Source organism: Verrucomicrobiia bacterium (assembly GCA_035495615.1).
Taxonomy (GTDB): domain Bacteria; phylum Omnitrophota; class Omnitrophia; order Omnitrophales; family Aquincolibacteriaceae; genus DATJFP01.
Genome location: DATJFP010000005.1, coordinates 64,768 through 80,236 on the forward strand (window position 1 = coordinate 64,768; position 15,469 = coordinate 80,236).

Below are 15,469 nucleotides of genomic sequence, written 5' to 3' on the forward strand. Positions count from 1 at the left end.
CCGCTTTCGGTGTTAGGCCGCGCTGGTTTTGAGGTTTCTCTCGATCGCTTCGAGGAGGCCTTTCATATTGGCTGACTTCACGAAATAATCTTTCACGCCTTCGAGCTGGAACATGTCTTTCATGGGCTCGTAGGAAGTCAGGACGATGAGCGGAAGGTCTTTCATGTCCGTTTCTTTTTTCAGGCGCCTCACGAAGGTGTAGCCGTCGACTTTCGGCATCTTGATGTCCAGGATGACCAGCTGCGGGCGAGTGGCCTGCGCCCTCTCCAGACCTTCTTCGCCGTTGAAAGCCGTGACCACCTCATAGCCTTTCCGCTTGAGGTCGAATTCCAAAAGCTGCACAAAATCGTGGTCGTCATCGACGATGAGTATTTTCGCCATGCTCTCTCCTTATCACTGTAACTGTTGAAGCGTCCGCATCACCTGGATCATCGAAGGCCCCAGAATGACGACGAAAAGCGCCGGAAAAATAAAAAGAACGAGGGGAAAAAGAACTTTGATCGGGATCTTCTGGATCCGCTCCTTGATGTGCATTTTGTATTTTTCACGCAGCGTTTCCGACTGGACGCGGAAGGTCAGCGCGAGCTCCGAGCCCATCTTCTGCGCCTGCACGATGGCCGAGACCACGCTGTTCAGGTCTTCGATCTCGATCCTCTTGGCCATGGCGCGGAGCGCGTCTTCCATGGGAATGCCTGCGTTGATTTCGTCGGCGGCGCGGCGCAGCTCGCGGCCGAGCGGGCTTGCTTCCATTTCGTTGGCGATGCGCAGCAGCGTCGAATTGAGCGCGAGGCCGGCCTCGAGGCAGACCACCATAAGATCGAGCGCGCCCGGAAGCTCCCGGTGCATGCGGTCGATGCGCCGCCTTTTCATGGTGATACGCAGCACGCGCACCACGATGATCGGGATGACACCGAGGATGATCCCGGAATTGAAAATCGGAAAATGCAGCTTCTGCAGTGCGATGAACCCGCAGGCCAGCCAGGCAATGGCAAACATGAGGAAGGTCGGCGAATTCCAGATGTTTTCCCCGCCCGAGCGCTGATACTTCGTCGAAAAATTCAGGTCCATCAGGTTTTCTTTGGCGACGACCGCGGGCGCGGCGCCTTCCTGGAGGGACTGGACCCGGCGGGCGATCATGCGCTTTTCGGAAAAAGAATTTCCCACGTACATGAAGATCATGAACCCGCTCAGCCCGAAAAGCATTCCGATCAACAACTGCATTTTTCCTCCCCTCTAAACCACACGGAAACTGGTGATTTTCCGGATCAGCATCGCGCCGATGAACTGCAGCCCGATCGCGAAGCCGAAGACCTTCCTGCCCGATTCTTCCTGCAGCAGCGGATCGAAGTAGTGCGGGTTCATGAGCCACAAGAGAAACGCGAGGCCGATGGGCAGCATGATCAGCACGATGCCCGTCACTTTCCCCTGGGCGCTCAGGACGTTGATTTCCCGGTGCATGCTCAGCCTTTCACGGATCGTGTTCTCGACGTGCGTGAGCAGTTCCACCATGTTGCCGCCGATTTCGTTCTGGATGAAGATGCCCAGCACGAAGATACGCAGGTCGATCGTATCGATGCGGCGGTAAAGTTCTCCGAGCGCCTCGGTCAGCTGGCTGCCGAGCTCGATCTCGTGGACCATGTGCGCGAATTCGCGCGCCACCGGCTGAGGCCCTTCCTTGGCCACCATTTTGAATGCCGCCTGGATCCCCTGTCCGGCGCGGAGCGCGCTCTTGATCAGGATGAGCGCGTCCGGAAACACGATCGTGAACCGGTTCACATAGCGCTTTTTGTTCACGATGAGAACCCAGTAAGGCAGGAGCGCCATGAACAGCGTGATGACGATCGAAAGAAAAAAGTTGCCGGAAACAAGCTGGGACAGCAGGAACACGACCACCGACCACAGCAGGTCTCCCAGCACAAAAATGCCGATGGGCACGGTCCAGCCCGTGAAGGACAGCAGCGTGAAAAGTTTTTTGCTGATGGGCTGGCGCTTGAGGGCCTGATTCAGGCGGAAGATGTTGCTGAAAGTCGTCGAGCGCTCGATGTTGCTCTTGCGCAGGAACAGGCTTTCGACACGGGCCTTGATCTTGCGGTTCTCACGCCCGGTGCCTTCCTTGAACAGCTCCAGGATGAAATAGATCACGCAGCCGACGAAGAGCGAAGACAAAAGTGAAAAGAGAAGAGGCCTCATGGGACATTTTCCGTTAATACCGCGTGCGCACTTTTTTCATGGCGGCGTCCAGGAACTTGGGACGAATGTCATGAAAGGTGAACTCGCCGATAACGTTTCCCTCCGTGTCGACACCTTTTTGCTGGAAAGAGAAGACTTCCTGCAGGCTGATCACGTCGCCTTCCATACCCGTAACTTCCGTGACCGATTCGACCCGGCGCACGCCGTCCGTAAAGCGGCGGATCTGGACGATAAGATGGAACGCGGCCCCGATCTGCCGGATGATCGCATGATGGATCAGGTTGGAATTGGCCATCAGCACCATGGTTTCGATGCGGCCCACGGCATCGCGGGGGCTGTTGGCGTGGACCGTCGTGATCGATCCTTCATGGCCGGTATTCATGGCCTGGAGCATGTCCAGCGCTTCTTCGCCGCGCACTTCGCCGACGACAATGCGGTCGGGACGCATACGCAGGGCGTTCTTCACCAGATCACGCTGCGTGACCTGCCCGCGGCCTTCCAGATTCGCCGGACGCGTTTCGAGCCGGACCACGTGGCCCTGCTGGAGCTGGAGTTCGGCCGCGTCTTCAATCGTGATGATGCGTTCGTCGCTGGGAATATAAGAGGACAGGATGTTGAGGACCGTCGTTTTACCGGAACCTGTGCCGCCCGAAACCAGGATATTGAGCTTGGACTTCACGGCAATTTCCAGGATGCGCATGATTTCCTCGGTCGCGGATTTGCGCGCGATGAGATCCTCTGCCCTGAACGGAATTTTCTTGAAACGGCGGATCGAGAGCACAGGGCCGTCGAGCGCAAGCGGCGGAATGACCGCGTTGACGCGGGACCCGTCGGCCAGGCGCGCGTCCACCATGGGCGAAGACTCGTCGATGCGGCGGCCCACGCGCGCCACGATGCGGCTGATGATGTGGCGCAGGTGGTCGTCGTCCTTGAAATGCGTCTCCGCCTTCACCAGCTTGCCGTGCTTTTCGACGAAGACATTGTGCGCATTGTTGACAAGGATTTCGTCGATGTTGGGGTCCGCGAGAAGGGGTTCGAGGGGGCCGAGACCGAAAGTCTCGTTGACGACTTCCTGGATGATTTCTTCGCGCTCGCCCGCCGTGACCGCGATTTTTTCTTCGCTGAAGATGACACGGACGAGCTCGCCGACTTCCTTGCGCGCCTGGTCCGGCTCCAGCATCATGAGGGCCTCAAGATTCAGCCGGTCGATCAGGTTCCGGTGCATCTTGATTTTGACTTCCTGGAGAAAATTGCGCCGTTTTTCTTCGACATTCCCGAAAGCAGAATTTTTTTTGGAGGTTTCTTCCGAGTCCCCGCCTTTGCGGAGCCTGTCGCTAAGCGGCATCTTTCTCCCCTCCGTTCTGCTTCACTGCGCCGGAGTCTTCTTTGCCCGCTGGTTTCTTGCCGTCCTTGCGTTTGCTGAACATCTTTTCGAGAAGCGTGGGCCTCCTCTCGACAGCCTGGAAATCATGCACGAAATGCTCGGCCAGACCGTGGAATTCCTTGGCAAGGATCGACGACGCGTCCAGCTCCGAAACCGGGATACCCGCGTTCAGGGAACGGGATGCCGTCACGTAATCGTTGGAAAAATTGTATGCGATCGGATACCTGAGAATCTCTTCCGCTTTCTGCAGGTCGAACTTTTCGTATTTGGAATTGTAACGGTTGAGCAGGATCTTGAATTTGCCCTCGACGTAGCCCAGGCGCTCGAAGACTTCCAGGCAGCGCAGTGTGTTTTTCAGGACGGGCAGATGAAGGTCGGTCGTCAGCAGGATGTGCTTGGAATTGTCCATGACCGTGATGACGGGATCGGTCAGCGAGTGGCCGCCATCCACGATGATGTAATCATAAAACTTGCGCAGGACCTGATGGAGCTGGTGGATCTGGTCCGTACGGATTTTTTCGGCTTCTTCCGGCCTCTTGGCGCCGGGCAGGATCGAGACACCGCTCGGATGGACGGGCAGGACGCCCGCCAGGTACTGCGCGTCGATGCGCGGCAGATTTTCCAAAAGGTCCGTCAGCGACGCGACGGGATCGTAATCGAAAAAGAACGATACGTCGCCGTTCTGGAACACCATGTCCCAGATCAGGACTCTCTGCCCCGTGAGTTCATGGAGCGCGACCGCCGTGTTGCAGGAAAGGAATGTGGTCCCGATGCCGCCCTTGTAGCTGAAAAACGTGTACGTTTCGCCGAGCTGGCGCTCTTCACCGGCCTTCGGGCGCTCGTGCGACAGCCGCTTGATCATGGTCTTGATCTCGGCCGAATCCAGCGGCAGCTTCAAAAAATCCCTCACGCCTTTTTTGATGCAGTTCAGCATGAAATCCGCGTCGAGATTCGGAGAGGAAACAACAACGGGAATGCGCTCGGAAACGCGGCTCAACTGTTCAAGAAACGTCATCTTCTCGTCGTATTTTTCCGGCTCCACGTGGATCACGATGAGCTGGGGAGCGAAATGGATGACTGCTTCTTCCATGGTCGGGATCTTCTCGAAGACTTTAATCTTGAGATTGTTCCCGGCAATGTCTCCGGCTTCGCGGCTGAGGAGATTTCTCAAGTCGCGGTTCAGTTCGAGGTCACTGGAGATGAGCGCGATTCGAAGTTCCAAAGAAGTCCCTTTCTCAGCCCGCGGGAGGCTTTACGGTTTGCGCGGCGGTAGTCCTGGCCGCCCTTTTCGTGAGCGGCGCGGGATCCCAGTCGAGTTCCGCCTGCATCTGGTCCAGATTCTGGACCGCGGGAGTATTTGCGATTTGGACCGCGGGCTTTTGCGTTTCTTTCACGGGAAGTCTCGGCGCGGGCGCAACAGGCCGGGGTTCTGCCATCGTGATCCGGGGAGCGGGTTCGCGCTCGGCCGCGGGCGTTTCGTAACGGGCCATGGTGTCGCGGATGTTGCGCTGGTTGTTCAGGAGAAACTCCTGAACAGCTTCCTGCTGTTCGTCTTTGACTTTGTTGGGTTCGAATTTGGAAGCCAGCGTCAGGGCATCGCCGTCCGCAAGATCGTCTTCCGGGATCTGCTGCGACGGATCCACAAGCACGGGCGTCACGATAACAAGCAGCTCCGTGTCTTCATAACTGTGGCTGGTATTGTCGAAGAGCTTGCCGATCAGCGGAACCCTTCTCAAAAAAGGAACGCCGGCATCGGCGACATTGATCTTCTGCTGCAGCAGGCCGCCGATCAAAAGCGTTTCGCGGTTCCTGAGCTCGACGACCGTGTTCGTACGGATCGTCGTGAAGGACGGGATCGTCACGTTGTTGACGTTGACGCCGTTGGCAAAGTCGAGGGCGCTTACTTCCGGCGCGACCGTCAGCCGGATTTTTCCGTTCGGGAGGATCTCAGGCGTAAACGTGAGCCGCGTGCCGAATTCGCGGTAGTCCACGCCGACGTTCGTGCTGGAAATCGCGACAACCGCCGCCTCGCCGCCGACGAGGAAGCTGGCTTCCTGGCCGTCGCTCGCAAGAAGATTGGGCCGCGCGATGATCTTGCCGATGCCTTTGGATTCGAGCGATTTGACGAACGTGTTGATGCCCTGGTCACGCGTGAAATAAGGAATCCAGTGCACTCCCGCTGTGCTGGGAACGGTGCTCAGCGTGTGATAGGACACCGCGCTGTTGCGGGGCGTGAAATCGACGTCTTGGTCCAGCGTGGCGCCCGTGCCGCCCGGCCGGATCAGAGGCCCGATGTTTCTTCCCAGATACTGCATGTCGACGCCGAAATCGTAATCCTGGGAATGATTGAGCTGCACGAAACGGATCTTAAGAAGGACCTGCTTGGCTCCCGTCACGCGTACGAGGCTGACGCTGCCTTCAGCAAACGCGTTGGCCGCCTTTTCGACTTCCTTCTGCTTGGCGACGCTGTCGACGTCCCCCTTCACGACAAAGACTTCGTTGGAAGGAAAGACTTCGAACTTCGTCTCCGGCGCGATCTTGTTCAACACCTCGTAAAGAATGTCCGGGTCCTGCGTGACCGTGATGTCGAAGACCGTGACGCGGTTCATGTGGTCCCAGAGGATGATGTTGACCGAGCCTTCGTCTTTCGCGTTGAGCAGGATTTCATTGGGAGAAAGAATGACAGCGTCCACGATGTCAGGATTGGACACGGAAATGCGCGCGATGTTGCGCTGCAGTCTCATGAGATGGGAACGGCCCGCGACGAGCGACAGATGCCCCTTTTCCATCTCGATACTTTTCAGCCAGGTCGACTGGTTGATGTCGGTCAGGATCTGCGGGCCGGCGGACTTGGCGCTCTGGTTCAGCGCCTGTCCTTGTTCGCCCGTTTCCACGGAAGCCGCCGCGGGAGCCGTGGGAACAGTGACTGCGGAACCGTTGTCCTGAGCGGCCGGAGCGGACGGCAGCAAGCCGAACACAAAGGCCGTGAGAAGAATGGCGCTTTTGAAAGCTTTTGCTTTTACGTCACTGCATGCTTGTCGCATATTGTTCCTTACGCACGCCCCGGATGATCTCGACCAAGTCTTTCGGGACCTTCGGGGTTTCCGGTTCGAGGAGCTGGTTGGGGTCTACCTTGTCCTTCGCTTCGGGGAAGAAAAGCTCCTTCAAGGTAAAAAACTTTTCTTCGTCTTCCTCGTCCAGCGACCGGATCGAGAGATTCAAAGTGCCGCGCTTCATGGAAAACGCCAGCGTTTCCGCGCCTTCGGGCGTGACAGCCAGCGTGATGTCCATTTTTTTATTGCCGCCCGAAACACCGCCGCCTTCGGCTTGTTTCGAGACACCGATGACTCTCGCGTTTTCCACCAGCGTCAAACTATTGATGTCCCCTTTGGCGACATCGTACGTAAGAATGACGTCCACACGGTTTCCGATCTGGAGAAGTTCTGTGATGCTCGAAGGAAGCATCACAGGGATGGTCATGGCCCGGTACCCTTTCGGGATAAGGGCCGCAAGGTTGTCTCCCTCTGCCAGAATGTCGAGCTTCTTGATCATTTCGCCTTTGAGGACATTGCGCCGGACCACTTTCCCCATCACGTCCGAAACGTTCTCATAGACCATTTTCGGGTTGTAATTCCCGGAAGGGGCCAGGACATCAATATCGGATTTTTTGATGATCGAACCGATCGCAATATCGTTCACGGCGTGAACGACCAGTTTGACGTTGGAAGGAGCTGCCACGTTATTTTTGGCAGCCGGCGCCTTGGTCATTTGCAAGCTGAGCATGAACGCAGCGGCTCCGCTTACCAATGCAAGGATCAGAATCAATGGGTTTCTTCCTCGTGGCATCGTTATTTACTCTACTGGTTGCTTCATGTTATCGTCCATAACGTCGAGGAGCTAAATGGGTTATGTTGCGCGGCTAGGAGGTTAACGATAGTCCTTCCGGACGGCCCAAGATACACGTCGGACGTCCGATACTGCAGACCCTCTCGGGTTAGACCCCTCCTCTTCGAAAACGAGGAAAGGGGTTGCCCTCGAAACGGCCCCCTATTACCCGGCAGCGCCCTGGAGAGCCGTGCCGATCGCCGTAAAGACCGCCGCAATGTCACCGCGGAAAGTCGTAAGAGCTCCGACGAGCACCACCGCAACGAGCGCAATGATCAAGGCGTATTCCGCTAAGCCTTGTCCCTTCTGGTTTTTCAGCATTTTACGTGTCATGGTTCTTCCTCCTTGAAAGCAGTCCCCTGCCTTTAGATTATGTGGTTCGATGACCACATAAGAAAATTAGCTCACGCCCTATTAATTGTCAAACAATCGAACAAAAAAATTATCAAATTCAATCAAAACTATAATTATTTTATCAAAAATTTTAACTAATCAGCATTTTTTAATTACCGATTTATTAAATAGCCTGCTTCTACCGATTGTAACCGCGCTTGGGACCAAGGTTTGAAGTGACGATCCAGGCTAGAAAACTTGTCAAATTTTTAGAAATCGCTAAACTAACCTTCTTATGACAAGAACCCAGATCATCTCCCTTTTCTTTCTCGCCCTGCTGCTTTTTGTCGTTTATCAAATTCTGATGATCTTCTCGCCGTTCATGAAGGCCATTTTCTGGGCCGCTATTCTCGCTTTCGGTTTCTACCCGCTGTTCGTGCCCCTCAAAAGAGGACTTCGTAATCACGATACCTTCGCGGCGGTCACCATGACGATCCTCGTCATCGCGCTGGTCGCGCCGCCCTTCGTGGTGCTGCTGGTCAATCTGACGGGCCAGGCCATCGAACTTTATCAAATGGTGACGACTTACATCCGGGAAGGCCACGTGGAAAAACTGATCGACCAGCTCCGCGCCTTATCCTGGATCAAGGGTCTCGAGCATCACGTTTTCCAATGGGAGCCTTTGAAAGAAAACGCGACCAACTGGCTGATCAATGTCTCGCGCAACATCGCGAATTTTTCCATCGCGCAGGCCGGCGTCCTGACCAAGAACATTTTCTTTCTCTTCATGAACATCATCCTGGTCGCATTCCTGCTTTTTATTTTCCTGCGTGACGGCGAAAAAATTTACAATTTTATTTACCAGATCGCCCCGCTCGAAGAAGAGAATAAGAAAACCATTTTTTCACAGGTCAACGAGACGTTTTCGGCCGTGATCCGCGGCCAGCTTCTCACGAGCCTTACCCAGGCGATCCTCGCGGGCATTATTTTCTGGGGACTCAACCTCCCGGCGCCGATTTTCTTCGCCGCAGCCACGTTTCTCGCGACCATGATCCCCGTGCTTGGCGCCACGGCCATCTGGCTGCCGCTCGCCATCTACCTTTTCACGCAGCGGGAATATGTGAAGGCCGGCGTGCTTGTTCTCTTCGGCGTGCTCGTCATCAGCCTGATCGACAATCTGATCAAACCGGCCATCATCGGCGAAAAAACCAAGCTTCCCTACTTCCTGCTCTTCTTCGGCATCCTCGGAGGCATCCGGATTTACGGGATCATGGGCATTTTCCTGGGGCCGGTCGTGCTTTCCGTCTTCTTTGTCCTGGTCAAAATCTACAGGGAGAAATACCTCCACCCATGAAATCGCAGACGCTGGTCCAGTGCTTCATTTTGCTCGGCATGATGGTGTTCCTGGCCTTTGTCGGAGAATTCATGGTGCGTTCTTTCATGGAAGACGGAACGCCCGCGCTTTATCGCGTCGCACCCATCACGTCAATCCCTGCATGGTTCAAGCACCGCTCGGAGAAAAACGCGCCCAAGCAGGAAGCCCCTGCGGCCCGGCATATCAAGCTCGTGCTGCATAATGGCAAGGAATTCAGCGGCGAATTAATTTCCGAGGAAGGGAATTGGGTGTCCCTGAAAATCGATGGGAATGAGGTGGGTTTTCACCGGTCCGAGATCAAGCAAATGGAAGAAGTGCCCGCGGGAGCTAAATCTTAGGCCCTGGCCGTTGCGTGGCCCATTTCCGTGATGCGCCAGTAGTAGAGACCGGTCAGCAGGTAATACAGAATAATCAGCCGCACGAACAAGCCTCCCCAGGAAAATTCCAGATAAAGCCCGCACGCGGAATCCAGCGTAAAAAGAAGCGTCCCCAGCAAAAGCCCTGATTTGCGGCGGCTGAGCGTCTTCACCGCGCAGAGGAGATACACGCAGGCCCCGAGCAGAAGCGTGAGGCGCACCTCCAGGCTGTCGAGCTCCGGCACGAACAACGTACCAATCACGGAAAAAACCACGTTCGTCAGCACGAGGAACAAAAGCGCCGCGGCCGCATCGTCGGCAGGCGTCTGGAGTTCGTCTTTTCCTTCCCGGATTTCCATTTCGGGAAGCAGCGGCTGGCCGTCGATGCTCGCGTAAAAGGTATTGCGATCGGGATCGTACGGATTATAACGAAGGGAAACCAGATGCCTTTCCGACGTGCCAACTTCGAACGAATGTTCGAATTTTAGGAAGACCGGCCGGCGGAAAACGGATTTGCGGTCCACCTTGATGACACAGAATCCGAACAGCCAGTGGACTTCGAAATCTACGCGGTGTTTTTCGCCTTTTCCCACCTTAAAAGCCTGATGCATGAAGCCTCCGGTCCGCCTTCATTTTCGCAAATTAATTCCGGCCGTTCAAACGTTTCCTGAATTTCATCAATTCCCGGAAAGCCCGGACGATGACTTCGCCGTTGACTCCTTTGGCTTCCCCCGCGGTGCGGGGCAGATGCGTGACGGGCAGCTCCTGCACGCTGAGCTTCCGGCGCGCGGCAAGCGTGAGGATCTCCGCGCTGATCATGTTACCGGTAGTTTGCAGGTCCATGGCCTGGAGCGGGGCCGCGCGGAACAGCTTAAAAGCGCAATCCATGTCACGGATCCGCGTGCCCATGAGCAGGTTTACGAACCGGGTCCAGCAGAAGGCCATCACCTTTCGGATCAGCGGGTCCTGACGGTTGGCCCGGTAGCCGGCCACGATGTCGTGATCCTTGATGTACGGCACGAGCTTCTTGAGTTCGCGCACGTCGAACTGCCCGTCTCCGTCCGTGAAGAAGATGTACTCGAGCCTGCAGGCCCGGATGCCGCTGGCGATTGCGGCGCCATAGCCCTGGTTGCGTTCATGATTCACGACCCGGACGTGCGGGTTCGTCCGCGCGATCTCCGCGGCGAGCTCGGCGCTTCCGTCGCGGCTGCCGTCATTGACGATAATGATTTCATACCGGTCCGCCACTTCCGGAAGGATTTCCTCGAACTTGCGCACCATTTCCGGCAAGTGCTCCTTCTCGTTATAAACGGGAAAAAAAGCGGAAAGCGACGTCAATTTTTGAATCGTGTTCTGAGAGGTCATGATTTAATCGTGTCCGTACGACGGTTCGGGCTCGCGGGGATAAGCCCCTGTTTTTCCAAGAAATCGCGGATGGCCACGGCCGCCAGGAAATGCCCTTTGGCATCCCAATGGCCGTAATAGCCCACGTTTTTACCCTTCTTCAGCTGCGATAGAAATATCGGCCGTACGGACAAACACTGCAGTTCGGGCCGGCTGCCACAATAATCGAAGAGAAATTTTTCGCGCGGCGTGGGCATCTCCATGAAATTCGTAAAATCGGTTTCATTGGGAAAATAGCCGATGACCATCTTCGCCCCCATCTGCTTCGAAACCGCAAGCATTTCGTCGATGAGAGCCGTGCCCAGCTTCTTCATCTTTCTCGCGTTCGCGCCATTTTCCCACGCCGCGTGATTGTAGTAAATGGTCCACAAATCCGCGGCCTTGGAGCGCCAGAACTCCTGCTTCAGCACCTGGTCCGGCGTGGGTACCGGAGTGTTCGTGAGCTTCAACTGTCCTCCCGACAGGCGGAAGCGCGGTTTGGCAAAATCCCGGAAATCGAGCAGGTTTCTTTCCATATCGTAGAACAGAAATCCCAGAAAGAGGATGTCCGGCTTGTACTTGATCCCTTCTTCCTTGAGGTACAAAAGCATCTGGTCGTGGCCGTAACCGTGCACGCCGATGTTGATGACCTCCGCGTTCGGAATGAGGTGCTCCAGATAATGCGTGTAGACTTCGTTGTCGCTGACGTCTTCCCCGAACGTGAAGGAATCGCCGACCGCGAGGATCCTCACCTTGCCCGCGGGTTTCTCGTAAGCATATTCTCTTTTCCCTCGCAGGCCCCGGGAGTTGGTGCTCAGCACCTTATTATAGAACGCCGGCTTGTCCTTGAGATTTGCGACCGGTGTCCAGCCGCGCATGGGATGATGCGCATCATAGAACTCCGCCACATTGGCGCCCCCGCGGTGGTTCTGGACCCAGATGTGCCGGCATGTGGCCTCGTCCCTTCCCTGGATGCGGTTGAAGACGGCGTCCGAACCGAGAAGAAGCCGGGCCGCGATTTCGAGCGACAGAAAAAAAACGCCGCATGAAAAAAGAAAAGCGAGCGCGAGCTTCAGGCCTTCCCTGGTTTTTGCGGTGGGAGTCATGGTTCGAGCGCCCTCACGTAGAGATTCAAAAAACGCGCCACGTAACGATAGCCTTCGCGGGAAAGATGGCCGTCCGGCACATCGAAAAAAGCAGTGCGGTCCCTCCGCGGCAGGAAGAGGCGGTACAAATTGACATGCGGGATGCCGAGTTCTTTCAGGATTGAAACAGCCATGTCCTCGTTGGTGAAATATTTTTCCGGCGGGATGCCGAGGGCCGCCATGACTTCGGGAAGCTGGACATTTTCCATGGCCGGAAGAACGATGACAAAAAAATCGATGCCGCGCTCTTTGAGAAGGTCCCGGAACCTCTGAAGCACGGCGCGCATCAGCTCTTTTTTGTCGCGGGCTTTTTCCGAATCGGGAATGTCGATGAAGTCGCGGTCCGAAGAGTCGCGAAAAAAACTATAAAAAAGCTTCCGGTAGCTCTCGGGATCAAAAGGGTCCGGGACGTCTTCGGTTTCGCCGCGGGGCATGAAGCGGCGCTTGATCAGCGAAAACAAAGCCGCCGTCCTCCAGCGCGGAAAAAGCGGCGACGTGAGCGTGGGAGACACGCGCTCAAGCCCGCCCTGCGCGTCCAGCCGAAACAGCTTGTTCTTTTCCATGTCCGCGAAATCATTGGTCGGATAAAGCGCCAGGATGACTTTATCCGGTTCCCAGGACAGGGCCGCATCTTCCAACTGGATCAGCGACTGGTCCGGGCCGTAGCCTTGGACGCCCATGTTGAGGACTTCGTAGCCCTGCCCGAGGAAGCGGCGCAGCACCGCGGGCATGGAATCTTGCTCTTCGACGTTCACGCCGAAGACGAAGGAATCCCCCATAAACAGGACGCGTTTTTTTCCGCGGGCTGCCGGAGAAAAGGCGGGACCGCGGAATCCCCGGGCATTGATGTCCGCACGGCAGGATGGCGCGATTTTAAAAAGGATCCGGGAATCCATCACGATCTTCAGGCCGCCCATGTCGAAGGCTGGCTGGAGAAATCCCATGCGAAGGACGAGCTCGAGCATGAGCGCCGCGATGAAAATTCCTGCGGCAAGGCTCATGGCGCGGAAAAGCCCCCGACGGAAAGAGGAGGCCGTGCCCCCTTGGCCGGCCGGGGTCTGCGGCATCAAGCGCCCTCCTTGGTTTGCGGCGGACGCAGCAACTCCGCGGGAATCATTTCTTCTTTGCCGAGCGCCGGCTTCCACCAGCAGCTCAGGTAAGAAACGCCCCAGTCGTCATGATAACGCAGGCGCAGCGGATGCCATCCCTGTTCCAGATATTTTTTCCCGTATTTGATCCGGAGGCTGTGGTCTCCCCCATTGTCCACGACGATCTCGCCGCCGATTTCGAGAATGCTGCCGTCATCGCTGGCGAGATAAAAGGTAACCTCCTGCGACTGGGGCACGTAGATCTCGCCCTCCAGCAAAATCCCGAACGGCGTCCCGAGAATGTCGCGCTCCGCTTCGTCCCAGTTGAAATCCGGAATTTTCGCGGTCTTCACCATCAAAGGCTCGCCCTCGAAAGTTTTGTTGGCAAAAAAAGTCGCGCGCAGCCCCTGCCCCGGCTCCGGCAGAGGGCGAAGCGGATCCGGGCTGCCGAGATCGTAAACGCTTCCCCAGGCTTCGCTCCGGATTTGTTTCGCGGCCTTTTGCCAATCCGGTTCCTGACCCCGCATGTCCTGTTTTTCATTCTGGCCGACGAAGATGTAGCGCACGTCCAGCTCGGCCGCACGCTCCCGCCATCCTTTGTCGCCGCGAAGAAGCTGGTGCAGCTTCTCCGAATTTTGCCTTTGCGGCGTGTTCCAAAGGAAAAGCGCCTCGTTGTAAATCGAAACCACGGGAAAGCCGCAGACCGGGATCGGATGCCGCGGATCCGTGCTCGTGGCAAAACGGTGCGTGCGCGGAAGCGGGGCGAGCGAACTGCAAATGGCCTCCTGGTCTTTGATGCTGACCGTGGCTTTGTTCCGGAAGTAGCCATTGTAAGTCTGCCGGTGAAGGACGATGCCGGGAAAAAAAAGCGCGGCTAGGATCAGCGCGCCTCCGAGCGGGCCGGCGCGGCGCACGATCTGTTCGTTCAGCGGCACGAGCAGCAGCACGTAACACCAGGCCAGCAGCGGAAGCCCCGCATCTTTCCACGGCGAGATCTCGAAAAAAACGAGAAACAAATAAGCCAGCGCTGCGGGCAGCGTGAAGGCCCAAAGATATTTTTTGCCGCGCGAAAAAACCGCGGCGAGCAATAGCACGCCGAGCCAGGGAAGAAAATACCCGAACTCCCTGAGGACAACAGTCCAGACTGGCCCGTCGAAGGAAAAATCTTTCCAATGCGGCGCGAAGAGAACGGACGGCTGCTTCAAAAAGTTCGTGGACGCGAGAACAAGCGGCGCCGCGGCCAGGCAGGCCCGCAGAAAAATGGAGAGAGTCTCTTTGGCGCGTCCCGAAAAAAGACCCCAGCCTAGAAAAAGGAAGGACAATCCCAGAAAAGTGTGGAGGTCGAAAAGAGGCAGCGCCGCCCAGAGCAGGGTTTCGGCATAGGCGGAGCCTGACTCCATGCCTTCGAGAAAACGCCTGCGAAAAGAGACTAAAAGATAGAGTCCCGCCGGAAAAGCAAAAAGGAATCCGGGATACGAAACAAAAACCATAAACGGCAGCGCAGAGACAAAGGCCGTCTTTTGCGAGAGATACTCTTGCAGCTGCGGATGGTGCCCGGACGCGAGGATCAAAAGGCCCGCGGTCCCGCCGAGGAACAGGGTCCCGCCGATCCCGGTTTCGCGCGCCCATTCCCAGAGCAGGAACGCCGAAACCGCGGCGGCCACGAGGCCGATGGCGGGAAGCGCGGCGCTTGCCGGAATACCCAGCTTCACCGCGAGGCCGGTGAAAAGCGCCATGCCGAAATCATGATACGGCTCGGCGGCGATCAGCGGATTTTCCGGCCAGAATTTTTGGCCGTGCGCAAAATTGGCCACCGCGGCCAGAAAAGACGGCAGGCGGTTTTCGACGATCTCGAAAGTCTTCCATTCGCCGTCGTAAAAATAAATCCACAAAAAATAGCGCAGGCTGAGCGCGACGAACAGGCCGGTCCAGAAAAGCGCGGCCGGTCCCGGAAAAACGGCCGGACGTTCTTTTGCGCGGCTGCGTCCCGACGCGTAAAGCGCGCCGGCGAATCCGGCGAGGAGAGACAGGCCCGCGATTTCGGAAGTGACCGAACCCCAGATCAGGCCCAACACGACCGAGGCGAGCGTGGAAGCGGCGATGAAAACCAGCGGCAGGGACGCGAGCTCCATTACGAGGCCTCCGGCCGCAGGGATCCGGCGGGAAGGGCTTCGGATTCTCCGCCCGCGGGCTTGCGCCAAAACCGCATCATGGCGCCGCCGCCCATGTCCTGATAACGGATGCGCACGTGATGCCAGCCCGCGTCGAGCAGGACTTCGCCCGAGCGCACCGAAAACGAATGAAGCCCGAGGTTGTCGATGAGCGTGGCG

16 protein-coding genes are annotated in these 15,469 nt (G+C 56.8%); 2 read left to right on the forward strand and 14 right to left on the reverse strand.

The genetic code is table 11. The annotated features are described in order from the left end of the window. Positions 1-12: 12 nt before the first annotated feature. The 8 genes from VL688_00530 to VL688_00565 all read right to left on the reverse strand — a co-directional run bounded on the left by VL688_00530 (position 13) and on the right by VL688_00565 (position 7,792). On the reverse strand, positions 13-381 hold the full coding sequence (locus VL688_00530) for a response regulator (GenBank protein HTL46529.1): 369 nt from the start codon (positions 379-381) through the stop codon (positions 13-15). A gap of 12 nt (positions 382-393) precedes the next feature. Beyond that, positions 394-1,221, reverse strand: coding sequence for a type II secretion system F family protein (locus tag VL688_00535; protein ID HTL46530.1), 828 nt, complete (start codon positions 1,219-1,221; stop codon positions 394-396). Positions 1,222-1,233: 12 nt separating this feature from the next. Further along, positions 1,234-2,190 carry a type II secretion system F family protein gene (locus VL688_00540; protein HTL46531.1) on the reverse strand — a complete coding sequence of 319 codons (957 nt, stop codon included), beginning with the start codon at positions 2,188-2,190 and terminating at the stop codon, positions 1,234-1,236. Positions 2,191-2,203: 13 nt separating this feature from the next. Continuing rightward, on the reverse strand, positions 2,204-3,535 hold the full coding sequence (locus VL688_00545; GenBank protein ID HTL46532.1) for a CpaF family protein: 1,332 nt from the start codon (positions 3,533-3,535) through the stop codon (positions 2,204-2,206). Next, positions 3,525-4,796 carry a hypothetical protein gene (locus tag VL688_00550; protein HTL46533.1) on the reverse strand — a complete coding sequence of 424 codons (1,272 nt, stop codon included), beginning with the start codon at positions 4,794-4,796 and terminating at the stop codon, positions 3,525-3,527. The genes VL688_00545 and VL688_00550 overlap by 11 nt, the downstream gene beginning before the upstream one ends. A 13-nt stretch (positions 4,797-4,809) precedes the next feature. Beyond that, positions 4,810-6,618 (reverse strand): pilus assembly protein N-terminal domain-containing protein, encoded by a 1,809-nt coding sequence (locus tag VL688_00555; protein HTL46534.1) that lies wholly within the window; start codon positions 6,616-6,618, stop codon positions 4,810-4,812. Next, positions 6,599-7,420 (reverse strand): Flp pilus assembly protein CpaB, encoded by an 822-nt coding sequence (cpaB, locus tag VL688_00560; GenBank protein ID HTL46535.1) that lies wholly within the window; start codon positions 7,418-7,420, stop codon positions 6,599-6,601. Before cpaB ends, VL688_00555 begins: the two co-directional genes overlap by 20 nt. Positions 7,421-7,624: 204 nt before the next feature. Further along, a complete protein-coding gene (locus VL688_00565; protein ID HTL46536.1) occupies positions 7,625-7,792 on the reverse strand; it encodes a Flp family type IVb pilin in 168 nt (55 codons plus the stop codon). A 295-nt stretch (positions 7,793-8,087) separates the two neighbouring features. Here VL688_00565 and VL688_00570 point away from each other — a divergent pair, with 295 nt between their 5' ends. Then, the gene (locus tag VL688_00570; GenBank protein HTL46537.1) at positions 8,088-9,146 is read left to right on the forward strand and encodes an AI-2E family transporter; all 1,059 of its coding nucleotides are present in this window, start codon (positions 8,088-8,090) and stop codon (positions 9,144-9,146) included. Next, the gene (locus VL688_00575; GenBank protein HTL46538.1) at positions 9,143-9,505 is read left to right on the forward strand and encodes a hypothetical protein; all 363 of its coding nucleotides are present in this window, start codon (positions 9,143-9,145) and stop codon (positions 9,503-9,505) included. Before VL688_00570 ends, VL688_00575 begins: the two co-directional genes overlap by 4 nt. On the opposite strand, the gene VL688_00580 is transcribed toward VL688_00575, so the two are convergent. The 6 genes from VL688_00580 to VL688_00605 all read right to left on the reverse strand — a co-directional run. Continuing rightward, positions 9,502-10,134, reverse strand: coding sequence for a hypothetical protein (locus tag VL688_00580; GenBank protein ID HTL46539.1), 633 nt, complete (start codon positions 10,132-10,134; stop codon positions 9,502-9,504). The two genes, VL688_00575 and VL688_00580, sit on opposite strands and share 4 nt — an antisense overlap. Positions 10,135-10,165: 31 nt before the next feature. Continuing rightward, positions 10,166-10,888, reverse strand: a complete 723-nt coding sequence (locus VL688_00585) for a glycosyltransferase family 2 protein (protein ID HTL46540.1) — start codon at positions 10,886-10,888, stop codon at positions 10,166-10,168. Further along, a complete protein-coding gene (locus VL688_00590; GenBank protein ID HTL46541.1) occupies positions 10,885-12,012 on the reverse strand; it encodes an SGNH/GDSL hydrolase family protein in 1,128 nt (375 codons plus the stop codon). The genes VL688_00585 and VL688_00590 overlap by 4 nt, the downstream gene beginning before the upstream one ends. Next, entirely contained in the window at positions 12,009-13,121 is a 1,113-nt protein-coding gene (locus VL688_00595; protein HTL46542.1) for a hypothetical protein, read from the reverse strand. Before VL688_00595 ends, VL688_00590 begins: the two co-directional genes overlap by 4 nt. After that, a complete protein-coding gene (locus VL688_00600) occupies positions 13,118-15,271 on the reverse strand; it encodes a PA14 domain-containing protein (protein HTL46543.1) in 2,154 nt (717 codons plus the stop codon). The genes VL688_00595 and VL688_00600 overlap by 4 nt, the downstream gene beginning before the upstream one ends. Then, positions 15,271-15,469, reverse strand: a 199-nt coding sequence (locus VL688_00605; GenBank protein ID HTL46544.1) for a hypothetical protein, incomplete at its 5' end; no start/stop codon positions are given. The genes VL688_00605 and VL688_00600, both read right to left, overlap by 1 nt.

Bases quoted from the DNA above. Each gene is read 5' to 3' on its own strand.
- VL688_00540 (HTL46531.1), bottom strand. From the start codon at position 2,190: ATGAGGCCTCTTCTCTTTTCACTTTTGTCTTCGCTCTTCGTCGGCTGC.
- VL688_00590 (HTL46541.1), bottom strand. From the start codon at position 12,012: ATGACTCCCACCGCAAAAACCAGGGAAGGCCTGAAGCTCGCGCTCGCT.
- VL688_00585 (HTL46540.1), bottom strand. From the start codon at position 10,888: ATGACCTCTCAGAACACGATTCAAAAATTGACGTCGCTTTCCGCTTTT.
- VL688_00580 (HTL46539.1), bottom strand. From the start codon at position 10,134: ATGCATCAGGCTTTTAAGGTGGGAAAAGGCGAAAAACACCGCGTAGAT.
- VL688_00530 (HTL46529.1), bottom strand. From the start codon at position 381: ATGGCGAAAATACTCATCGTCGATGACGACCACGATTTTGTGCAGCTT.
- VL688_00555 (HTL46534.1), bottom strand. From the start codon at position 6,618: ATGCGACAAGCATGCAGTGACGTAAAAGCAAAAGCTTTCAAAAGCGCC.
- VL688_00570 (HTL46537.1), top strand. From the start codon at position 8,088: ATGACAAGAACCCAGATCATCTCCCTTTTCTTTCTCGCCCTGCTGCTT.
- VL688_00545 (HTL46532.1), bottom strand. From the start codon at position 3,535: ATGCCGCTTAGCGACAGGCTCCGCAAAGGCGGGGACTCGGAAGAAACC.
- VL688_00535 (HTL46530.1), bottom strand. From the start codon at position 1,221: ATGCAGTTGTTGATCGGAATGCTTTTCGGGCTGAGCGGGTTCATGATC.
- VL688_00575 (HTL46538.1), top strand. From the start codon at position 9,143: ATGAAATCGCAGACGCTGGTCCAGTGCTTCATTTTGCTCGGCATGATG.
- VL688_00600 (HTL46543.1), bottom strand. From the start codon at position 15,271: ATGGAGCTCGCGTCCCTGCCGCTGGTTTTCATCGCCGCTTCCACGCTC.
- VL688_00565 (HTL46536.1), bottom strand. From the start codon at position 7,792: ATGACACGTAAAATGCTGAAAAACCAGAAGGGACAAGGCTTAGCGGAA.
- cpaB (HTL46535.1), bottom strand. From the start codon at position 7,420: ATGCCACGAGGAAGAAACCCATTGATTCTGATCCTTGCATTGGTAAGC.